The organism is Bacillus sp. CBEL-1 (assembly GCF_004348885.1).
Lineage (GTDB): Bacteria > Bacillota > Bacilli > Bacillales > Bacillaceae_H > Priestia > Priestia aryabhattai_A.
This window is the reverse complement of record NZ_SBIM01000013.1, coordinates 487,558-507,437: the sequence shown is the minus strand read 5'-3', so window position 1 is coordinate 507,437 and position 19,880 is coordinate 487,558. Positions and strand designations below refer to the sequence as shown.

General features: G+C 38.0%; 22 protein-coding genes. 20 read left to right on the top strand and 2 right to left on the bottom strand.

The window, feature by feature from the left end; all coding sequences use genetic code 11:
- Positions 1-43 precede the first annotated feature (43 nt).
- From urtA to EPL02_RS12455, 18 genes are all read left to right on the top strand, one after another.
- On the top strand, positions 44-1,285 hold the full coding sequence (urtA, locus tag EPL02_RS12540; protein ID WP_094910415.1) for an urea ABC transporter substrate-binding protein: 1,242 nt from the start codon (positions 44-46) through the stop codon (positions 1,283-1,285).
- Between the two features lie 81 nt (positions 1,286-1,366).
- A complete protein-coding gene (gene urtB, locus EPL02_RS12535) occupies positions 1,367-2,269 on the top strand; it encodes an urea ABC transporter permease subunit UrtB (protein ID WP_094910414.1) in 903 nt (300 codons plus the stop codon).
- A 13-nt stretch (positions 2,270-2,282) separates the two neighbouring features.
- Complete coding sequence (urtC, locus tag EPL02_RS12530) at positions 2,283-3,353, top strand: urea ABC transporter permease subunit UrtC (protein WP_131887893.1); 1,071 nt, start codon at positions 2,283-2,285, stop codon at positions 3,351-3,353.
- On the top strand, positions 3,328-4,080 hold the full coding sequence (urtD, locus tag EPL02_RS12525) for an urea ABC transporter ATP-binding protein UrtD (RefSeq protein ID WP_094910412.1): 753 nt from the start codon (positions 3,328-3,330) through the stop codon (positions 4,078-4,080). The genes urtC and urtD overlap by 26 nt, the downstream gene beginning before the upstream one ends.
- Positions 4,074-4,775: an urea ABC transporter ATP-binding subunit UrtE gene (gene urtE, locus EPL02_RS12520; protein WP_094910411.1), complete on the top strand. Its 702-nt coding sequence runs from the start codon at positions 4,074-4,076 to the stop codon at positions 4,773-4,775. The genes urtD and urtE overlap by 7 nt, the downstream gene beginning before the upstream one ends.
- A gap of 14 nt (positions 4,776-4,789) precedes the next feature.
- The gene (locus tag EPL02_RS12515) at positions 4,790-5,092 is read left to right on the top strand and encodes an urease subunit gamma (RefSeq protein ID WP_094910410.1); all 303 of its coding nucleotides are present in this window, start codon (positions 4,790-4,792) and stop codon (positions 5,090-5,092) included.
- 14 nt (positions 5,093-5,106) lie between these two features.
- Positions 5,107-5,430 carry an urease subunit beta gene (locus EPL02_RS12510; protein WP_094910409.1) on the top strand — a complete coding sequence of 108 codons (324 nt, stop codon included), beginning with the start codon at positions 5,107-5,109 and terminating at the stop codon, positions 5,428-5,430.
- Positions 5,431-5,437: 7 nt separating this feature from the next.
- Positions 5,438-7,147, top strand: a complete 1,710-nt coding sequence (gene ureC, locus EPL02_RS12505; protein WP_094910408.1) for an urease subunit alpha — start codon at positions 5,438-5,440, stop codon at positions 7,145-7,147.
- Positions 7,148-7,157: 10 nt separating this feature from the next.
- On the top strand, positions 7,158-7,604 hold the full coding sequence (gene ureE / locus EPL02_RS12500) for an urease accessory protein UreE (protein WP_094910407.1): 447 nt from the start codon (positions 7,158-7,160) through the stop codon (positions 7,602-7,604).
- Positions 7,597-8,283, top strand: coding sequence for an urease accessory protein UreF (locus EPL02_RS12495; protein ID WP_094910406.1), 687 nt, complete (start codon positions 7,597-7,599; stop codon positions 8,281-8,283). The genes ureE and EPL02_RS12495 overlap by 8 nt, the downstream gene beginning before the upstream one ends.
- A gap of 47 nt (positions 8,284-8,330) precedes the next feature.
- Positions 8,331-8,945: an urease accessory protein UreG gene (gene ureG, locus EPL02_RS12490; protein WP_094910405.1), complete on the top strand. Its 615-nt coding sequence runs from the start codon at positions 8,331-8,333 to the stop codon at positions 8,943-8,945.
- Complete coding sequence (locus EPL02_RS12485) at positions 8,942-9,757, top strand: urease accessory protein UreD (RefSeq protein ID WP_131887892.1); 816 nt, start codon at positions 8,942-8,944, stop codon at positions 9,755-9,757. Before ureG ends, EPL02_RS12485 begins: the two co-directional genes overlap by 4 nt.
- A 176-nt stretch (positions 9,758-9,933) precedes the next feature.
- Positions 9,934-10,398: a hypothetical protein gene (locus EPL02_RS12480; RefSeq protein ID WP_094910403.1), complete on the top strand. Its 465-nt coding sequence runs from the start codon at positions 9,934-9,936 to the stop codon at positions 10,396-10,398.
- A gap of 263 nt (positions 10,399-10,661) precedes the next feature.
- The gene (locus tag EPL02_RS12475) at positions 10,662-11,426 is read left to right on the top strand and encodes a carotenoid biosynthesis protein (protein ID WP_131887891.1); all 765 of its coding nucleotides are present in this window, start codon (positions 10,662-10,664) and stop codon (positions 11,424-11,426) included.
- Positions 11,423-12,139 carry a lysophospholipid acyltransferase family protein gene (locus tag EPL02_RS12470; RefSeq protein ID WP_131887890.1) on the top strand — a complete coding sequence of 239 codons (717 nt, stop codon included), beginning with the start codon at positions 11,423-11,425 and terminating at the stop codon, positions 12,137-12,139. Before EPL02_RS12475 ends, EPL02_RS12470 begins: the two co-directional genes overlap by 4 nt.
- Positions 12,115-13,242, top strand: coding sequence for a glycosyltransferase family 2 protein (locus EPL02_RS12465; RefSeq protein ID WP_286175426.1), 1,128 nt, complete (start codon positions 12,115-12,117; stop codon positions 13,240-13,242). Before EPL02_RS12470 ends, EPL02_RS12465 begins: the two co-directional genes overlap by 25 nt.
- Complete coding sequence (locus EPL02_RS12460) at positions 13,239-14,684, top strand: phytoene desaturase family protein (protein WP_131887888.1); 1,446 nt, start codon at positions 13,239-13,241, stop codon at positions 14,682-14,684. The genes EPL02_RS12465 and EPL02_RS12460 overlap by 4 nt, the downstream gene beginning before the upstream one ends.
- A 140-nt stretch (positions 14,685-14,824) precedes the next feature.
- Positions 14,825-15,547, top strand: a complete 723-nt coding sequence (locus EPL02_RS12455; protein ID WP_094910399.1) for a hypothetical protein — start codon at positions 14,825-14,827, stop codon at positions 15,545-15,547.
- 326 nt (positions 15,548-15,873) lie between these two features.
- On the opposite strand, the gene EPL02_RS12450 is transcribed toward EPL02_RS12455, so the two are convergent.
- Positions 15,874-16,680 carry an ABC transporter permease subunit gene (locus tag EPL02_RS12450; RefSeq protein WP_131887887.1) on the bottom strand — a complete coding sequence of 269 codons (807 nt, stop codon included), beginning with the start codon at positions 16,678-16,680 and terminating at the stop codon, positions 15,874-15,876.
- Positions 16,677-17,564 (bottom strand): ABC transporter ATP-binding protein, encoded by an 888-nt coding sequence (locus EPL02_RS12445; protein ID WP_094910397.1) that lies wholly within the window; start codon positions 17,562-17,564, stop codon positions 16,677-16,679. The genes EPL02_RS12450 and EPL02_RS12445 overlap by 4 nt, the downstream gene beginning before the upstream one ends.
- Positions 17,565-17,723: 159 nt before the next feature.
- Here EPL02_RS12445 and EPL02_RS12440 point away from each other — a divergent pair, with 159 nt between their 5' ends.
- Both EPL02_RS12440 and EPL02_RS12435 read left to right on the top strand, forming a co-directional pair.
- Positions 17,724-18,311 carry a TetR/AcrR family transcriptional regulator gene (locus EPL02_RS12440; RefSeq protein WP_131887886.1) on the top strand — a complete coding sequence of 196 codons (588 nt, stop codon included), beginning with the start codon at positions 17,724-17,726 and terminating at the stop codon, positions 18,309-18,311.
- Positions 18,312-18,538: 227 nt separating this feature from the next.
- A complete protein-coding gene (locus tag EPL02_RS12435) occupies positions 18,539-19,759 on the top strand; it encodes a dicarboxylate/amino acid:cation symporter (protein ID WP_131887885.1) in 1,221 nt (406 codons plus the stop codon).
- Positions 19,760-19,880 lie beyond the last annotated feature (121 nt).

Below are 19,880 nucleotides of genomic sequence, written 5' to 3'. Positions count from 1 at the left end.
AATTATAACACAGATAATTAGAATTTGATAAGGGGTGGCATGATTGAAATCAATTCGTTGGAAATCAGTTTTATCAGCTATAGCAGTCTCAGCACTTGTTGTTGCAGGTTGTGGGAAAGCAACTGGTACAGAAGGACAAAAAGCTACTATAGATACATCTGGAGACACGGTGAGGGTGGGAGTTTTGCATTCATTAAGTGGAACCATGTCTATTAGTGAAGTGTCATTGCGCGATGCAGAATTGATGGCAATTGATGAAATCAATGCATCAGGAGGAGTGCTTGGTAAAAAAATCGAGCCTGTAATTGAAGATGGTGCTTCTGATTGGCCCACGTTTGCTGAAAAAGCAAAAAAACTTTTGCAAAAAGATCAAGTGGCAGCAATCTTTGGAGGATGGACGTCAGCCAGTCGCAAAGCGATGCTACCTGTAGTTGAACAAAATAACGGCTTACTCTGGTATCCAGTTCAATATGAAGGAATGGAGTCTTCCTCTAACATATTTTATACAGGGGCCACAACTAATCAACAAATTGTGCCTGCTGTTACATGGCTTCTTGAAAATAAAGGGAAAAAAGTCTTTCTGATCGGTTCAGACTATGTGTTTCCAAGAACAGCTAACAAAGTCATTAAAGCTCAGTTGAAAGCAGAAGGAGGCACGTTAGCTGGAGAAGAGTATACACCTCTTGGACACACAGATTATAGTACTCTAATTAGTAAGATTAAAGATGCGAAGCCTGATGTGATATTCAATACCTTAAATGGTGACAGTAACGTTGCTTTTTTTAAACAATTAAAAGATGTTGGGATTACTGCTGCTGATATTCCAGTACTATCTGTGAGCGTAGCGGAAGAAGAGATAAGAGGAATTGGTGCCTCCGTGTTAGAGGGGCATTATGCGTCTTGGAACTATTATCAAACCACGGATACCTCTGAAAATAAAGAATTTGTAGAAAACTATAAAAACAAATACGGTGATGATCGAGTAACGGGTGACCCAATAGAAGCTGCTTATACAGCTGTTCATTTATGGGCAAAAGCAGTTGAGAAAGCAGGAAGCTTCGATATCGATAAAGTAAAGGAAGCAGCTGATGGAATTGAATTTAATGCGCCGAGTGGATTAGTAAAAATAGAAGGAACTAACCAGCACATATGGAAAACAGCCCGAATTGGTCAAGTTCAAGCTGATGGTCAGTTTAAAGAAGTATGGAACTCTGGCGAATCAATTAAGCCTGATCCATACCTTGAAAGCTATAAATGGGGGGCCTCACTAAGCAATAAGAAATAGTGATTGTGATTACTAAGCTTTCAAAAGATAAGATGTACTCAATGTACATCTTATCTTTAAAGATGGAGAGGAGTCATTTTATTGTCTATTTTTGTCACACAGCTCTTTAATGGATTAAGTTTAGGATCAATTATGCTTCTTATTGCGTTAGGGCTAGCGATTACGTTTGGATTAATGAACGTAATTAATATGGCGCATGGGGAATTAATTATGGTTGGTGCTTATACTACTTACGTTGTACAACAAATTGTTTCTTCATATTTACCTCAGCAAATGCTTGCTTATTATTTTATTCTAGCGATTCCGTTAGCTTTTTTAATCAGTGCATTGTTAGGAATAACCATTGAAAAAACCGTTATTCGTTTTTTGTATGATCGTCCGTTAGATAGTTTGCTAGCTACGTGGGGAGTTAGCTTAATTTTACAACAAGCTGCGCGTTCTATTTTTGGAGCTCCGAATGTAGCAGTTAAAACGCCAGAGTGGCTAGACGGTGGAATTAGTGTTCTCGGAGCAACCCTTCCGTATAAAAGGCTCTTTATTTTAGGGTTAGCTATTTTTAGCTTACTGGGTGTTTCTTATTTTCTTTATCAAACAGCAATGGGTCGGAAAATGAAAGCTGTTATGCTTAATCGACAAATGGCTTCTTGCTTAGGAGTGTCAACTAAAAAAGTAGATAGCTATGCTTTTGCGTTAGGTTCAGGGTTTGCTGGCCTTGCTGGTTGCGTACTTACAATTATTGGACCGATCGGACCTTCAATTGGTACCAACTATATTATTGATGCATTTATGATTGTCATATTAGGAGGGATTGGAAAGCTGACAGGAACCGTGATTGGTGCCTTAGGGATTGGAATTTTAAGTACAACGATTGAATATACAACGAGCGCCACTATTGCAAAAGTAATTGTGTTTGCACTAATTATTGCATTTTTACAATGGAAGCCGTCAGGCCTTGTAAGCATGCGAACACGCTCATTGGATTAAAGGAGGATTGTTTATGACATTTAATCGCACATATGCTTTATACATCGTTGTACTTATTGGTTTTCTAGGAGCACCACTTTTCTTACAAGAGTTCCGTTTAGGATTATTAGCAAAGTTTTTATGCTATGCAATTGTAGCGATAGGTATTTGTTTAATATGGGGGTATACAGGTATTTTAAGCTTAGGGCATGGCGTGTTTTTTGGACTAGGTGCTTATTGTATGGGCATGTATCTAAAGCTAGAAGGATCGACAACTGGTATTCCCGATTTTATGGAATGGAGCGGTGTGACGACTCTTCCTGCTCTTTGGAAGCCGTTTGCTAATCCTGCTTTTGCCATTGGTGCAGGGATTATAGTCCCAATGTTTTTAGCAACAGCCCTTGGTTACTTTACGTTTAAAAATCGCATTCGAGGAGTTTATTTTTCATTAATCTCTCAAGCAGTTGTTGTAGTAGTTGTTACTTTATTTATTGGAAAACAAGACTTAACAGGAGGGACAAATGGTCTCACCAGTTTTTCCACATTTTTTGGAATGTCATTAGCAGACCCATTTGTTCAACAAATTCTTTACTTTGTCACAGTAAGTGTATTAGCAATTGTGTTTGCACTTTCCATTTGGCTAACTAAAAGTAGAGCTGGAAAAGTATTAATTGCTATACGCGATGGTGAAGACCGCGTCCGCTTCCTAGGGTTCAATCCAGCTTCTTATAAAGTGTTTGTCTATTCTTTATCAGCTGCTTTTGCTGGTGTAGCAGGCATGCTATTTGTTCTTCAGGTAGGGATTATTTCACCCGCAATGATGGGAATTATACCATCTATTGAAATGGTTTTATGGGTAGCGATTGGAGGGCGACACTCCCTTCTTGGTGCTGTGTTTGGTGCAATTTTTACAAATGGTGCGAAAAGTTTATTTAGCGAAACATATCCAGATATTTGGCTGATTTTTTTAGGTTTATTGTTTATTGTAGTTGTGTTGTTCTTACCGAACGGTATAGCTGGACTTGTTCAATCTATACAAAACAAGTTAAAAAAGCTTAAATCTAGAAAGGAGAAATCTCATGAGCCGGATACTATGGTGCGATAATGTTATGGTTGATTTTGATGGTTTTAAAGCCTTGCAAGGGGTTAACTTAATGATTGAACCGAATGAAGTCCGGTTTTTAATTGGACCTAATGGTGCTGGAAAGACAACAATTTTAGATGTCATCTGTGGGAAAACAAAGGTAACATCCGGCAACATACTATTTGAAGAGACAATTAACCTAGGTAGTCTTCAAGAACATAAAATTGTGGAAAAGGGGATTGCGAGAAAATTTCAAAACCCTTCTATTTTTTCGCACTTAAGTGTATTTGAAAATTTAGAACTATCAATCAAGCAAAAAAGAAGTCTATCTTCTGTTTTATTTGCCAAAATGACGGTAGAAACAAAGAATCAAATTGAGAAAACACTTGAACAAATTGGTTTACAAGACTTTATGTACAAGCAAGCTGGAGAGCTGTCGCATGGGCAAAAGCAATGGTTAGAGATTGGGATGCAGCTCATGCAAGAGCCAAGCCTGCTGTTGTTAGATGAGCCTATTGCTGGCATGACTGGTAGAGAGCGCGAAAGAACGGGTGAGTTAATGCATCAGATTTCTAACACGTGTTCGGTACTTGTGGTGGAGCACGATATGGATTTTGTCAGAAAGTATTCAAAGCAAGTTACGGTCATGCATGAAGGGAAAATACTTTCCGAAGGTAATATGACAGATGTACAAGAAAATGAGCGCGTTCAAGAAGTATACCTTGGGAGGGGGAAGCAAACGTGCTAAGTGTAGCAAATCTACAAGCAGGGTATGACGAAACCACAATCTTACGCGATGTTTCAGTTAAAGTTGAAAAAGGGAAAATTGTAGCAATTCTTGGACGCAATGGGGTTGGGAAAACGACGTTAATGAAAACATTAATGGGTTTGCTGAAGCCGAGTGCGGGAGACGTTGTTTGGAAAAATCAATCTATAAAAAGTCTACGACCAGAACAGCGAGCAAAAAAAGGAATAGGGTATGTTCCTCAAGGGAGAGATATCTTTTCCACATTAACAGTAGAAGAAAATTTATTGTTAGGGCTTGAAGCACTTCAAGAAAAGCCAAAAAAAGAAATTATTCCGTCGCATGTATTTGAGTTATTTCCAGTTCTTTATGAAATGTTGCAGCGGAAAGGAGGTGATTTAAGCGGTGGTCAACAGCAGCAGCTTGCGATTGCCCGTGCTTTAGTAGGAAGTCCTGAGCTCTTGTTGCTTGATGAACCGATGGAAGGAATACAACCTTCTATTGTTCAACTTATTGAAAGAGTCATTATCAAAATTGCTACAGAACAAGGTGTTGGCATCGTGTTAGTAGAACATAACGTAGATTTAGCACTGGCTTGCTCAGACTTTTTTTACATTTTAGATCATGGTCGCATTGTTGCAGAAGGAGAATCTAAGAATGTCAACTTAGAAGCCATTCAAAAGCATTTAGTTGTATAGAAAGGAAGATTTAAATGAAACTCACACAGCGAGAGCAAGAAAAGCTTATGGTGGTTGTCGCCGCAGACCTCGCGAGGCGTAGGCAAGCGAGAGGGTTAAAACTGAACTATCCAGAAGCGGTTGCCGTTATTACATATGAAATGACAGAAGGAGCTAGAGATGGTCGTACCGTTGCTGAATTAATGCAGCTTGGAACACAAATATTGTCGCGAGATGATGTGATGGAAGGTATTCCTGAAATGATTCATGACATTCAGGTAGAAGCAACGTTTCCAGATGGAACAAAGCTTGTGACGGTACATGATCCAATTCGATAGAGGAGGGGGAAGAAGTGATTCCCGGAGAATACAAGTTACGTAAAGATGAAATTGTATGTAACAAAGATAAGGAGATAGTTGAGGTTTTGGTAACCAACCGAGGGGACCGTCCTGTTCAGGTAGGATCTCACTTTCATTTCTACGAAGTTAATTACGGGTTAGAATTTGATCGAAAAGAAGCGTTTGGCTATCACTTAAATATTCCTGCTGGTACGGCCGTTCGCTTTGAACCAGGTGATCCTAAAACGGTCCAGCTTGTACCTTTTTCAGGAACAAAGCATGTATATGGATTAAACAATAAAACAAATGGACCCACGGGGGAGCTAAAAGAGGAGTAGGTCGAACATGAGCTTTAAAATGTCAAGAAAACAGTATGCAGATATGTTTGGGCCGACGGTTGGAGATGCCGTAAGGCTAGCTGATACCAGCCTTTTTATTGAAATTGAAAAGGATTTTACAACCTATGGTGATGAAGTAAAGTTTGGTGGAGGAAAAGTTATTCGTGATGGAATGGGACAGCATCCTCTTGCAACAAGAAGTGAAGCGGCAGATCTTGTTTTTACGAATGCCATCATTATGGATTATACGGGGATATACAAAGCGGATATTGGCGTAAAGGATGGCATGATTCAAACCATTGGAAAAGCAGGAAATCCACTATTGATGGATGATGTTGATATTGTGATTGGAGCTAGTACTGAAATCATTGCTGCAGAAGGGAAAATTGTGACGGCTGGAGGGATTGATGCGCACATACATTTTATCTGTCCACAGCAAATCGAAACCGCCTTATCTTCTGGAATTACAACGATGATTGGAGGAGGAACTGGCCCTGCAACGGGAACAAACGCGACGACGTGCACACCTGGAGCTTGGTATATCGAGCGGATGTTAGAAGCAGCTGAGGCTTTTCCAATGAATGTAGGTTTTTTAGGTAAAGGGAACGCATCATCCAAGCAGCCTCTTATCGAACAAATTGAGGCTGGAGCGATTGGTCTTAAGCTTCATGAAGATTGGGGCACCACCGCGTCAGCAATTGATACAAGCCTTCAAGTTGCGGATGAATATGATGTGCAGATTGCAATCCATACAGATACGCTAAACGAAGGCGGATTTGTCGAAGATACGATGAGAGCAATTGGAAATCGTGTCATTCATACGTATCATACGGAAGGAGCAGGCGGTGGACATGCACCTGACATTATGAAGATGGCAAGTTTTAAAAATATTCTCCCGTCATCAACAAACCCAACTAGACCTTATACGATTAACACCCTAGAAGAACATTTGGATATGCTGATGGTTTGTCATCATTTAGACCCTTCTGTTCCAGAAGATATTGCATTTGCAGATTCTCGTATTCGTAAAGAAACCATTGCAGCTGAAGATATTTTGCATGACCTTGGAGTTTTCAGCATGATTTCTTCTGATTCACAAGCTATGGGCCGCGTTGGTGAAGTGATTACGAGAACGTGGCAAACAGCAGACAAGATGAAAAAGCAAAGAGGAAAGTTAAACGGCGATAGTGGTATTGGTGATAATGAACGAATTAAACGATATATTGCAAAGTATACAATTAATCCAGCTATCACCCATGGGATTTCAGAATACGTAGGCTCAGTAGAAGCTGGTAAGCTTGCAGACTTAGTGGTTTGGGAGCCAGCATTTTTTGGCGTAAAGCCAGAATTAATCGTTAAAGGCGGAATGATTGCTCACAGTCAAATGGGTGATCCTAATGCATCAATCCCTACGCCTCAGCCCGTTTTATACCGTCCAATGTTTGCGTCTTATGGAAAAGCACGCAATAGAACCGCTATAACGTTTATCTCGCAAGCTGCATACAATCGCGGAGTGCATCGAACTTTGGAGTTACAGAAACAGATTAAGCCTGTAAAAGGGGTTCGCTCACTAAGTAAAACGGATATGAAGCTAAATGGTGAAATGCCTAAAATTGATGTGGATCCACAAACATACGAAGTACGAGTGGATGATGAATTAATTACGTGTGAGCCAGCAGAAGTATTACCTATGGCACAACGATACTTTTTATTTTGAGGTGAAAGCAATGTTAATTGAACAAATTGTTGGGAATGTCGCTACGTTAGAAAAGAAAGCTCCGCATATTGAAAAAGTGTATTTGGAAAGTGATCATCTGTTAAAGCGCGTGCAGCGAGTTGTCACCGATCATGGTAAAGAGTTAGGAATTCGCCTGAAAGAAAGTCGTGAACTTGTAGATGGTGACGTGCTTTATATGGATGAGAAAAATATGATTGTCATTCAAGTAGTAGCAGATGACTTATTAACAATTCAACCTACAAGTATTAAGCAGATGGGGGAGATTGCTCATCAACTTGGAAATCGGCATTTGCCAGCGCAGTTTGAAGAGAATGAAATGCTTGTTCAATATGATTATTTAGTTGAAGAGCTTCTTAACGAACTAAGAATTCCATATAAGCGTGAAAAGAGAGCGGTTCAAAAAGCATTTAGACATATTGGACATAGTCATGACTAACCAACTGTTAGCGCTTGTACAGCTGTGTGATTCGAATTTTCCATCGGGGGCTTTTTCTCATTCGTTTGGTATGGAAACCTATATACAAAAAGAGCGAATCACAAATGCCGATACATTTTCTGAAGCTCTTAGTACGTATACAGAAACGCAGCTTACTTATACAGATGGGTTAGCTTGCCGGCTGGCATACGAATTTGCGTCAGAAGCGAATCTTCAGGAAATAATAGGGCTAGATCAAGAGCTGTATGCGCTGACGCTATCAAAAGAAACAAGGGAAGGGACAAGGAGAATTGGTCAGAGAATGGTAAAGCTTTGTGTTGATTTATTTAATAACAAGCTTTTAAGATGCTATGAACACGAAATTCAACGGAAAGAATGCTTTGGTCATCCATCAATTGTCTTTGCGATTATAGCTCAACAATTACGGGTGTGTAAACAAACGGCTGTTTCTACGCACTTGTATGCTACGGTGTCATCGCTTATTCAAAATGCAGTTCGTGGCATTCCAATTGGGCAAACGGATGGTCAGCGAATTTCACTTGCTTTTCATGAAAAGATTGATCAAGCAGTCACGAACATTCTTCGTGCGGATTCGAGTGAGCTTGGTTCAATGACGCCAGGGCTTGAAATTGCTCAAATGCAGCATGAACGTCTGCACGTCCGCTTATTTATGTCTTAATACAAAATAATATAAGGGAGGGAAGCCTTCATAGTGAAGGCGAAAAAATGAATGCAATGAGAGTTGGTATAGGAGGTCCTGTAGGGGCGGGGAAAACAATGCTTGTAGAAAGGCTAACCAGAGCATTACAAAGTGAGCTAAGCATGGCGGTTATTACAAATGATATCTATACAAAAGAAGATGCTCAGTTTTTAGTGAAAAACAGCGTATTACCTCAAGAACGCATCATCGGTGTGGAAACAGGAGGTTGTCCGCACACCGCTATTCGAGAAGATGCTTCTATGAACTTTGCCGCAATCGATGAACTGGTTGAAAGACATCCTGACGTTGAGCTGATTTTTGTGGAAAGCGGCGGAGATAATTTAGCAGCAACGTTTAGTCCAGAGCTTGTGGATTTTTCTATTTATATCATTGACGTCGCTCAAGGTGAAAAGATTCCCCGTAAAGGTGGACAAGGGATGATTAAATCGGACTTGTTTATTATTAATAAGACGGATTTAGCTCCGTATGTTGGTGCAAGCTTAGACGTGATGAAAGAAGATACAATTGCAGCACGAGGCAAGAAGCCTTTTGTATTTACAAATTTGAAAAAGGATCAAGGGCTGGCTGACGTCATTCAGTGGATTAAAAAAGAAGTATTACTTATCGGCATTGAATCATGAGTTATACAGGCTATTTAAAGCTTGAATCGCACAAGGTAAAAAATAAGACGGTTGTTCATAACACATATCATGATGGAGCTTTTAAAGTAGCTCGTCCAATCTACATGGAAGAGCATATCCCGACAATCTACCTTCTACATGTAGGAGGTGGATATGTTGGAGGGGACCATTATAAAGCGTGCATCACAGCTAAAGAGGATGCACATGTTTGCTTGACCACACAGGCTGCAACAAAAGTATACCGAACGCCACACGAACCTGTGTTTCAAGAAACAGAGCTGTTCTTAAGAAAAGGAGCAGTGGTTGAATACCTTCCAGATCCACTTATTTTATACGAAGGTGCGCGTTTTATACAAGAAACAACTGTACATATGGAAGAAAAAGCAACGTTTTTTATCTCTGATATCATTACACCAGGGTGGTCACCTGATGGACAGACATTTAAGTATCATTCAGTGCGCTCAAAGTTGAAAATTTATCGAAAAAATCAGTTAATGGTTTTTGATCACTTGTTTCTATCTCCTCATGAAGACATCCATGCGATTATGAAAATGGAGGGCTATACGCATTTCGGTTCTTTTTTAGCAATTGCTGAAGGCATTATCGATTCGGTCATTGATGAGTTGTATGATGAAGTAATAAGCAAAGAGCAGGATGGATGTATAGGTATTTCAAAATTGGCGATAAATGGATGTGCCATTAGAATTTTAGGAAATGATACAAAAACCCTTGAAAGAATTATTAATAGATGCTTTCAGTTCCTGAGAAAGCGTCTGTTAGGCTTAGATATTGTTTCTCTTCGTAAATATTAAAAAGCTTGCTTTGATTCATAGCGTTAAAAAACCTTACAGAAAATTACATTTAAGAGTATAAATTTTTCGCCTTTACTAAAACTATTCGTAAATCAATGCGAGGTAGATAAGGATGAGAAAACAATTACGAAGCCAGGTGCCCCCTGTACATATTCTAAAATGTGAGAGTCGATTTTTTGACTAGACTAGAAGCAATTCTGTGGAATATTGCCCTACCAGGGTTTAGTCAATTATTAAACAAGCAGTACGTAAAAGGGATTGTGTTTATAGCATTGGAATTTTTAATTAATATGGGCGCACATTTTAACTCTGCAATACGATTAAGTTTTTTAGGTGAAACGGAACAGGCATTAGCCACTGTGGACATGCAGTGGATTATGTTTTACCCATGCTTGTATTTTTTTGCGATGTGGGATGGCTTTAAAGATGCAGAAGCTACTGCACCTCCTCTTTACTCATTTATACCGTTTGCGTGCTGTGCTTACTTCGTAACCGTAGGTATCATGTATGCTTCAGTAGTGAAAATTAATGGGGTATTGCTTGGGCCAATTTGGCTACCGATGCTGTCTGTGCTTCCAGGACTTATAGTTGGATTGCCAATTCAGCTTTTACTAGCTAAAAAAGCAAATGCTACACCATAGACATGAAATGAAAGTTGAATTGTTCAGCTTATCATTCATGTCTATTTTTATGTCAAATATTAATAAGGTTGTACATAACATAGTAAAGAACATATTGAAAATAGAGCATAAGAGGTAAAGGATTTATAATAATGATGTTCTAGCATGAATAAGAGAGTGCGGGGGTATAAAGTACAATAGATATATTAAAAAGAAAAAAGTTTTCTTTAGTAGCGACTAGCTACATTTTACAGTTAATAAAGAAACTGAGAGGAGGAAAAAGATTGACAGAAAAGATTTATCAATTTTTTATTATTTGGTACATATGTGGAGTTGTTCTTCTTGCTTTTAATTGGTTACCGCCATGGCTTGAATGGGCAAACGTAGTGTTTTTACATGTCAGTGGCGTAATTGCTTTTATCTATATGGCAAAATCATATCGGATGGTGACGGCGCTGCTCGTGGCAATCTTCGTGATGGTTGCAACCATTGTTATAGAAAGTTTAGGTGTACACTATGACTTTTTATTTGGTTCATATGAATATGAGAAAGATTTTGGTACCAAAATTTTAGGTGTACCGCTCACAATTGGTTCAGCTTGGCTAATGGTAATTGTGACTAGCCGTGTACTTGCACTTGGTATTATGAAAAGAATGGAATTACCTTATCTTGTAAAGGCGCTAGTATACGCAACAATCTCATCTATATTTGCAGTTATTATGGATTTAGCGATTGACCCAGTGGCCTATGTAGTAAAACAGTACTGGGTATGGGAAGGAAACAGCTTTTATTATGATATTCCACTTTCTAATTTCTCAGGCTGGTTTATACTTTCATTTTTTATTCAACTTATCCTCTACTTCTGGCTAGAGGCTTTAGAAAAAAAAGAAGAGCCAAAGTGGGAAAGTCGAATGGTGGTTTTATATAGTGCCATTGTTATGATGTTTGTCATTGTGGCAGCGGTCAACGGTTTGTGGTTAGTTGTGCTTATGACGTTAATTCCATATAGCATTCTTTTTGTTTTATACCAAAAGGAGAAAAGAATATGATTTATCCGGAGAAAGACAAACGATTTGAGAGAGTTTTGCAGCTGTTTGTACACTATCAGTTGAAAAAGCAGTTTTATCGTATTTACATCGATATGGAGGAAGCAGTTGAGAATAATAAACCGACTCTATTTATTGCCAACCACTCAAGCTGGTGGGACGGCTTAATTAGCTTTTATATAAATCGAGTGTTACTTAAGCATGATAGCTACGCAATGATGTCTGAAGAAGGTATGAATTCTTTTCCATTCTTTCGAAAAATTGGAGCATTTTCCGTTAATCCATCCTCGCCCAAGCATGTTATGAAATCGCTTTTGTATACCAGGAAATTGCTAAGAGAAAAAAAATCCGTATGGATTTTTCCTCAGGGAAAGGAAGAACACTTAGAGAAGCGACCTCTGCAATTTTCAGACGGCCCGGCTTTTATCATGTTAAAAGAAAAGAGTGTACAAGCCATTCCAATTGCATATTGCTATAGTTTTCGTCATGATCAGCGTCCAGAGCTATTTATTAAAGTAGGTAAACCTATAGAAGTAAATACAGAAACCAGTCGAAGTGAATTAACGCATAAGCTAGAACAGGCTGTAATTGCTGAGTTAGATAGTATTAAAAGTAAGCTTGTTAGCGAGGATCTTTCCACTTTTGACGTGTTTATGGCGGGGAGAAAAACGTTGAGTGAGTGGTTAACTTGGTGGAAAGAGAAGGTGAAGCGATGATTTATTATAGCGCTTTATTTATCATAATGATAATAGGTACCATTATTAACATATTTACGATGCCACGTTTAGCGAGCTACCAGCTTAACAAAAACAAAGTTGATCCACTTGTTTCTATTTTAATTCCTATGCGTAATGAAGAACGAAATGTTAAGTCCATCATACGTTCATTAAAAGGACTTACTTATCAGCGCATTGAAGTCATTATTTTAGATGATCAATCGACAGATCAAACTCGACAGCTTTTGGAACAAGAAATACAATGTGATAAGAGGTTTTCTGTTATAGAAGGAAAGCCTTTAGAGGAAGGCTGGGTTGGTAAAGTACACGCTTGTCATCAGCTTTCAAAACGAGCAAGCGGTGACTACTACCTATTTATTGATGCAGATGTTGTTTTAGAGAAGGATACAATTCAACACGTATTAGCCTTAGCTAAAAAAAAGAAAGCAAAGCTAGTGACGGGCTTTCCAAGATTTCCGGTAAAGAAACGAATGGAATCGCTCCTAGTTCCTCTTCAGCATGTTGTAGTGTTTTCGTATTTACCAACCATCATTGCAAACGGGGGGAAATACCCAGCTGCAACTGCAGCACACGGGGCGTTTATGTTCTTTGAAAGAGAAGCATATGAAAGCATAGGAGGACATGAAGCCGTTAAGAGTTCGTTAGTCGAAGATGTGCATATTGCAAGAGCACTGAAAGAGAAAGGTGAAAAAGTAATTTTGGCTAACGTAACGTCTCATGTCAACTGCTACATGTATGAAAAAGATGATGAGGTATGGAATGGTTTTGCAAAAAATGTGTATACAGGGTTAGGGCGATCACTTAATAAACTCGTTGCTCTCATGGTGTTTTTTATTGTTTATTATGTTCTTCCAGTACCGCTATTTTTATATGGTATTGTGTCTGAACAGGTACTTTTGCTGTTGCCATTATTGCTTCTTTTTCTTCAAAGATTACTTATTGATCTAGCAGCTAAGCAAAAATGGTATTTGTTTATTACGATGCCCATCTCTGCTATTACCTTGCTATTCTTAATGAACCATTCGATGAAACAAAGCGTCCAGCACAAAGGTTATCAATGGAAAGGAAGGCATTATAAATGAAGGAAATTATCATTGTAGGAGCTGGTTTAGGAGGATTAGCCGCGGGTGTTTTGTTACAAGTGAGAGGTTTTGACGTTACAATTGTTGAAAAGAATGGGCATGTAGGCGGCAAAATGATGCCAATGAAGCTAGGAGAATATTCTTTTGACTTTGGCCCAAACACAATTACGATGCCACACGTTTTTCAACAAGTGTTTAAAGAGGCTGGAGAAAATCCAGACGATTATATGCCTCTAATGAAATTAAATGATCATACAAAAAATTGGTTTAATGATGGTTCAACGTTTATGATGACAACGAATCGAAATAAGATGATTCACCAGCTGGAACAAATAGATTCTAAAGGGGCAAAGAACTATGAGCAATACCTAAAAAGCGTTAAAAAACTCTATACCATCGCACAAGATGAGTTTTTTTATCGAACGTTTTCATCATGGAAAGATTATATGAATCCGTCTTTGTTTACGAGTCTTCTTAAAGTAAAGCCATTTGAAACAATCGATTCTTTTCACAGACGTTTTTTTGACAATGAAAATGTGATTAACGCGTTTAACCGCTACGCCACGTATATAGGCTCTTCACCATATGTTTCACCTGCTACTTTCTCATTGATTGGCCATTTAGAGATGAATGAAGGAGTTTACTATGTTAAGGGGGGGAATCCTAGGATTGCTGAAGGATTTGCTGAAGTGTTTCAAAAGGCAGGAGGGACCTTGATACTAAATGAAGCAGTTAAAAAAGTACAGGTGGAGAATAAGAAGGCAGTAGGGATTGAGCTTGAGAGCGGTGAAAAATTGCCTGCAGACTCCGTTATTGTGAATGGTGACCTACTGCAAGCTTATCCGTCTCTCGTAGATGAAGCGGACCGTCCCCATTTCACAAACAAGATGGTGAGCAAATTTGAACCTTCTATTTCTGCTTATGTTATTTTAGCTGGAACAAAGAATAGAAATGATTCGCTTATTCATCATCAAGTTTATTTTTCCGATGATTATAAAAACGAATTCTATGAACTGTTTAAGAAAAAGCAGCTGCCGTCAGATCCAACAATCTACATCTGTAATTCTTCTTATACAGATAAAAACGTAGCGCCTGGTGATAACTTATTTATTCTTGTTAACGCACCAGCAGGAGTGACTAATGATGATGGTTATGAACAAGTTATATATGAAAAGCTAAAAAGGTTTGGTGTCGATATTACATCTACCTTAGCTTGTCAAAAAATCATCAACCCAAGCTGGATTGAAAAGCAATTTGGAGCGTACAAAGGGGCTCTTTACGGTATTAGTGCTAATCGGAAAGTGGACAGCTTTCTTCGGCCTAGCAACGTTTCAAAAGACGTAAGAAGCCTTTATTTTGTCGGTGGAACAACTCATCCAGGAGGTGGGTCCCCAATGGTTACAATCAGTGGTATAAACATGGCAAACTTAATTTCCACATAATATTTTCATTGTAAATAACTTCATATATTTGATACTATAGGAAAAGGAAACCATTGATAAGAATAGCTGCTTTTTTGTATAAGGAACCATACGGAAAGTTGATTACATAATGAAAAGTGAAAAGGTGATTAAAGCGGTTTATGATTGCATTTACTTGTTTAGTCGTAATTATCAGTATTGTTCGTCCCTACTTTGAAAGTATTATGGTCAGGCGAATAATATCTGAAGAGAAAAAAGTTCGGTACTATAAAGAACAGTCGTTTTTTTATGTGCTCATTTTACTTCTTTACGCAGTCATTATGCTATACTATGCGCTGCCTGTAGAGAAGTGGGGACTTCAAACAGTATATCTGGATACCATACAGCAGAAGAATATGTTTCCAGCTTGGGTTGAGTACTTATTATTGCTTATCTTTTTAGGATTTATTGTATTATCGGTTATGCTTCAATGGATGAAAGATCATGGAGAAACGGTATTTATGGAACAGGAGATGCCGACTTCAATTGAAGCAACAGTCCCAAAAACGAACCGAGAACGCAAGTGGTGGCTTACATATAGTGGAACTTCAAGCATAGTAGAAACGCTAGTGTATTTTCCAAGTCTTTATATCTATATTCATGATATTTTGCAAATTCAAAATAGCTGGTTATTAGCTATTTTAATTGGTTTAGGTTATTTCATGTCACAGCTGGCGTTTCAAAAAGATCGCTTAAGCCTTCAGACGTTAGTTGTCGGAATTGGTTTGGGAGCTATATATATTATGTCAGATTCGATTGCAATCATTGCATTTTACTACGCATTTAGTTTTTTAGTTTATGACATTTACCAACAAGATCGCAATATACCTATGAAGGCAGGATAAAAAAAGAGGCTGGCATATAGGTAATTCAGCCAACGATAAACCTGGATAATTAAGAGTTTGCCACTTTTAATCATTCAGGTTTTTTGTTGATTAGGAAAAACCAGTTTGGAAACAGGATGGAATGAAGCATAGGGCATTTGACGCCTGCGGGAAATAGAAGGAAACCTGAGATTCCGCAGCGCAGCGAGAAAGTTCAGGTCCCTCCCCGCGGAAAGCGAGTAGGCTATAGCCCAATGGAACGAACTTGTTTAGACAAACCAAAGAGATGCGAACAGCTATTGTTCGTCTCTTAGAAGCAAGCATTTTGCTATGTCTCAAACTCTTTTTTATAAAGGCAGGTCGCGTTTGGAAAATAAGAAAGCGCTTATTGTATATAGAAGTACACCAGCTATTCCAAATAGCAAGCAAGTGACAAAAATATCTTCGTTTCCACGTCCAATTTCAATTGGGTTAAAATAGTAGAAAATTGAAGCGTAGCGAAGGGATTCCAGCTTGTCAGATAGTTTACCTATAAGGTCAATTCCGTAAAATAAAAGTGTGATAGCTGTTGGGATGCTCCAAGCTTTTTTTGATTCATTGCATACGCTTGAACATAAAAAGCAATAGCTAGAAATAAAGAAAAATAATAAAAAGACAACAATATTCATCTTCACAAATCCCCACATATCAAATTCGCTTATTGATGTGAAAAACTTTGTGACAATAATGCCACAAGCTGTTGTTATAAAAATAATAATAAACAATCCAATTACTCCTACAACAGCTTGAGTAAGAACAACGGTCATTCGTGAAGCTGGAGTTGACAAAAGGTATGCCATAGAACCATTGTCAACAAGCTTTGCAATGAGAGAAGCAGATGTTAAGATGCAAAAAATACTCAGCAATACCAACAACAATAAGCCGTAATACTCACCAGCTATAAAATCACTTAAAGACGATAATCCATTTTCAATGCCAAATGTTTTTAACAAACTCTCTGGCATTGATTTTATAAGGTCGTTTAGTCCTTCTACTTGGGAGATTGAAGGATAAATATAAATAATGAGCAACAAGTAAAAAGTGGAACCTAGCGTGTAGCTTAAGATGGATTTTGCGTGACTTTTTAGCATCGTTGTAAGTAAGGGTCCGTTCATATTGATTTTCCCCCTTCTTGGTAATAGTTCATAAATAAATCTTCTAATCTTTCACTCTTGCTTTTAAAGTTTGTTACGTTCATGTCAGATAACAGCTGAAATAACTCATGGAAAGAATCTGTTACAGCGATTTGTACTTCAAGTTCTCCAAGCTGCGTTGCATCTAAGTGAGAATGAACAATACGTTGTACTTCTTCAGGAGTAGAGACTGCTACAATAAACGTATTGCGCTTATTTCTTTGAACCTCTTCAATAGGTGCATCTTTTACAATTCTTCCATCTTTAATAATGACAATCTTATCGCAAACTCTTTCAACCTCTGAAAAAATGTGAGAAGACATAAAGGTGGTTGTGCCCATCTTTTTATGTTCAACGAGTAAATCAATGAATATCTGTTGCATGAGCGGGTCAAGACCAGATGTTGGTTCATCTAAGATTAAAACGTTAGGGCGATTCATAAAAGCAGTAACAATCCCCACCTTTTGCTTCATACCTTTAGACATCTTTCGAATGGAAATCGTCGGATCAAACTGAAGAAGCTCAATGAGATAGGTTCGATAACTGATGTCTTTTATCCCTTTCATTTTCGTCATTAATTCTAAAAACTGCATGCCGGTCATATCGTCTAAAAACGAAATTTCTCCAGGAAGATAACCTACTATTTTTTGAACTTTATTGGCTTCTTTCCATGTATTAAGCCCATTGATAAAAGAGCTCCCTTGATCTGGTTGGATAAATCCCATTAAATGACGAATAGTAGTAGACTTTCCTGCTCCGTTAGGGCCCAAAAAGCCAAGAACTTCACCTTCATTTACATGTAGTGAAACATTAAAAATGCCTTTTTGATTTGAAAACTGCTTGGTTAAGCTTTCTAAATGAATCATACATATTAACTCCTTTGTGTGAAAAGGTAATTTTGAAATATTAACAATAAAATATTTCAAAATTATTGTATGCTGATTTGAAATAACTTGCAATACTTTTTGAAATAATTGCTTATATGTATTTCATATTTTTGATAAAATAAGCTTGGTGATGTAAAGATGAATGGATTTGAAAGAAGAAAGCAGAAAAAACAGCAAGATATACAAAGCGCAACGCTAAAACTATTTAATCAGTTTGGTCCAAGCGGTATGAATATCGCTAAAATTGCAAAAGAAGCAAAAGTATCCCAGGTAACCATCTATAATCATTTTGAGAATAAAGAGCAGCTTATTCGAGAAACAATAAAGGCTTATCTGAAGAAACAGTTTGAATTATATGAACAGCTCCTTTTAAGCAATTCAAAGTTTGAAACAAAACTAAAGAATATTATGTTTGAAAAATCAAAGTCTTTTAATACAATTAATCCTCAATTTTTGCAAGAGTTAATTCTGGAAGACGAACCCTTGCAAAAATGGTTTCAATCTTTCTATACGGAACAATTGTTGCCTCTACTGATTAAGTTTATTAAGATTTCCCAGCAAAAAGGAGAAATTAATCCAAAATTATCTGTTGATACAATTTTATTTTATATTCAAGCTTTAAAAACACAGATAGATCAGCTATCTCCCAATGATATAGCTTCTTTCGATAAAAATAAGTCTTTGGAAATTTTACATATCTTTTTCAAAGGGATTTCTCCTGATTAATCTAAAAAAACGAACAAAAATGATTATTAGTTATTTTTCGTTCGTTTTTTAGTTTTTTGAGGGTTGACACGTGTCCTTATGGAGAATAAGATGGTAGTGTGATAAACCGAAAGTGTATAATATGCAGTAAACAAAATATGTATAAATATGCAAAAAAAGGGGAGTTGCTGCGTAGCAGTTAAGGCGATGGGATATAGCGGGAATATCATTATGAGGAGAGAACAACTATGAAGAAACCATCGTTACTAACGCAGGTATTAGTAGCATTCGTCGTAGCTGTTGCGCTCGGTCTTATCTTTGGGGATAAGATGTCTGTCGTGCAGCCGCTTGGCGATTTGTTTCTAAGGCTCATTAAATTTATTATGGCGCCTTTAATTTTAACGACGCTTATTGTGGGCGTAACAAGTTTACAAGATACGAAGCAGCTTTTTAGTATGGGAGGACGAACGATTGTTTTTTACCTCTTTACAACATTAATTGCTGTGACAATTGGTATTGTATATGCCGTAATTTTAGCACCTGGTACAGGAGCTAACGTGTCGTTACCCCAAGGAGCCACTGTGCCTAGTGGAGAAGCACCAACGATCACGGAGACGCTGCTAAACATGATTCCCGAAAATCCATTTGCAGCGTTAATGGAAGGGAATATCCTCCAAATTATCTTTATGGCAATTGCAATTGGTCTAGGGATTTTATTTGTAGGAGAGCCAGCAAGGCCAGTTCAAAAGCTATTTGAATCTTTTTCCACAGTCATGTTTAAAATTACAAGTGGTATTATGGTCATTGCACCAATCGGTATCTTTGGAATGGTAGCACCGATTATTGGTGAATACGGTTTAGCTGTTTTAGCACCTCTTGCTAAGGTGATTATTGCCGTAGCGTTAGGCTGCTTAACACAGCTTCTCGTTGCGTATTCTCTTGCGGTTAAAGGCTTTGCTGGAATGAGTCCTTTTACTTTTTTAAAAGGAATTGCACCAGCCGGTCTTGTCGCTTTTAGTACAGCAAGCAGTGGTGCAACGCTACCAGTTTCAATGAAAAACGTTCAGGAAAACCTTGGCGTTTCAAAAGAAACAGCAAGCTTTGTATTACCGTTAGGAGCCACAATGAATATGGACGGTAGTGCGATTTACCAAGGTGTTGCAGCCCTATTTATTGCACAATTTTATGGAATTGATCTCGGTATGAGTGAAATTTTACTAATTATGTTTACAACTACAATTGCATCAATTGGTACTGCAGGTGTTCCAGGAGCCGGGATGATTATGTTAACAATGGTACTAGCAGCGGTCAACCTTCCAGTTGAAGGAATTGCTTTAATTGCTGCAGTTGATCGTATTCTTGATATGTTCCGTACGTCCGTTAATATCGTCGGGGATGCTGCAGCTTCTGTTGTTGTAGACTCATATGAGAAGAAATCAAAAGAAAAAGCGAGGAAGCAAGCATCGTGAATGTTGTGCGTACATTCTTATGAAAAGTGAGGATGTACGCATTTTTTTCATTCCTTGCTATAATGAAAAAAGATTCACACATACTAAAGTGAATGAGTAATTCATAACGATTTAAAGGAGT

Bases quoted from the DNA above. Each gene is read 5' to 3' on its own strand.
- EPL02_RS12495 (WP_094910406.1), top strand. From the start codon at position 7,597: ATGACTAACCAACTGTTAGCGCTTGTACAGCTGTGTGATTCGAATTTT.
- EPL02_RS12450 (WP_131887887.1), bottom strand. From the start codon at position 16,680: ATGAACGGACCCTTACTTACAACGATGCTAAAAAGTCACGCAAAATCC.
- urtD (WP_094910412.1), top strand. From the start codon at position 3,328: ATGAGCCGGATACTATGGTGCGATAATGTTATGGTTGATTTTGATGGT.
- urtC (WP_131887893.1), top strand. From the start codon at position 2,283: ATGACATTTAATCGCACATATGCTTTATACATCGTTGTACTTATTGGT.
- EPL02_RS12440 (WP_131887886.1), top strand. From the start codon at position 17,724: ATGAATGGATTTGAAAGAAGAAAGCAGAAAAAACAGCAAGATATACAA.
- ureG (WP_094910405.1), top strand. From the start codon at position 8,331: ATGAATGCAATGAGAGTTGGTATAGGAGGTCCTGTAGGGGCGGGGAAA.
- EPL02_RS12460 (WP_131887888.1), top strand. From the start codon at position 13,239: ATGAAGGAAATTATCATTGTAGGAGCTGGTTTAGGAGGATTAGCCGCG.
- ureC (WP_094910408.1), top strand. From the start codon at position 5,438: ATGAGCTTTAAAATGTCAAGAAAACAGTATGCAGATATGTTTGGGCCG.
- ureE (WP_094910407.1), top strand. From the start codon at position 7,158: ATGTTAATTGAACAAATTGTTGGGAATGTCGCTACGTTAGAAAAGAAA.
- EPL02_RS12515 (WP_094910410.1), top strand. From the start codon at position 4,790: ATGAAACTCACACAGCGAGAGCAAGAAAAGCTTATGGTGGTTGTCGCC.
- EPL02_RS12445 (WP_094910397.1), bottom strand. From the start codon at position 17,564: ATGATTCATTTAGAAAGCTTAACCAAGCAGTTTTCAAATCAAAAAGGC.
- EPL02_RS12455 (WP_094910399.1), top strand. From the start codon at position 14,825: ATGATTGCATTTACTTGTTTAGTCGTAATTATCAGTATTGTTCGTCCC.
- EPL02_RS12435 (WP_131887885.1), top strand. From the start codon at position 18,539: ATGAAGAAACCATCGTTACTAACGCAGGTATTAGTAGCATTCGTCGTA.
- EPL02_RS12485 (WP_131887892.1), top strand. From the start codon at position 8,942: ATGAGTTATACAGGCTATTTAAAGCTTGAATCGCACAAGGTAAAAAAT.
- EPL02_RS12470 (WP_131887890.1), top strand. From the start codon at position 11,423: ATGATTTATCCGGAGAAAGACAAACGATTTGAGAGAGTTTTGCAGCTG.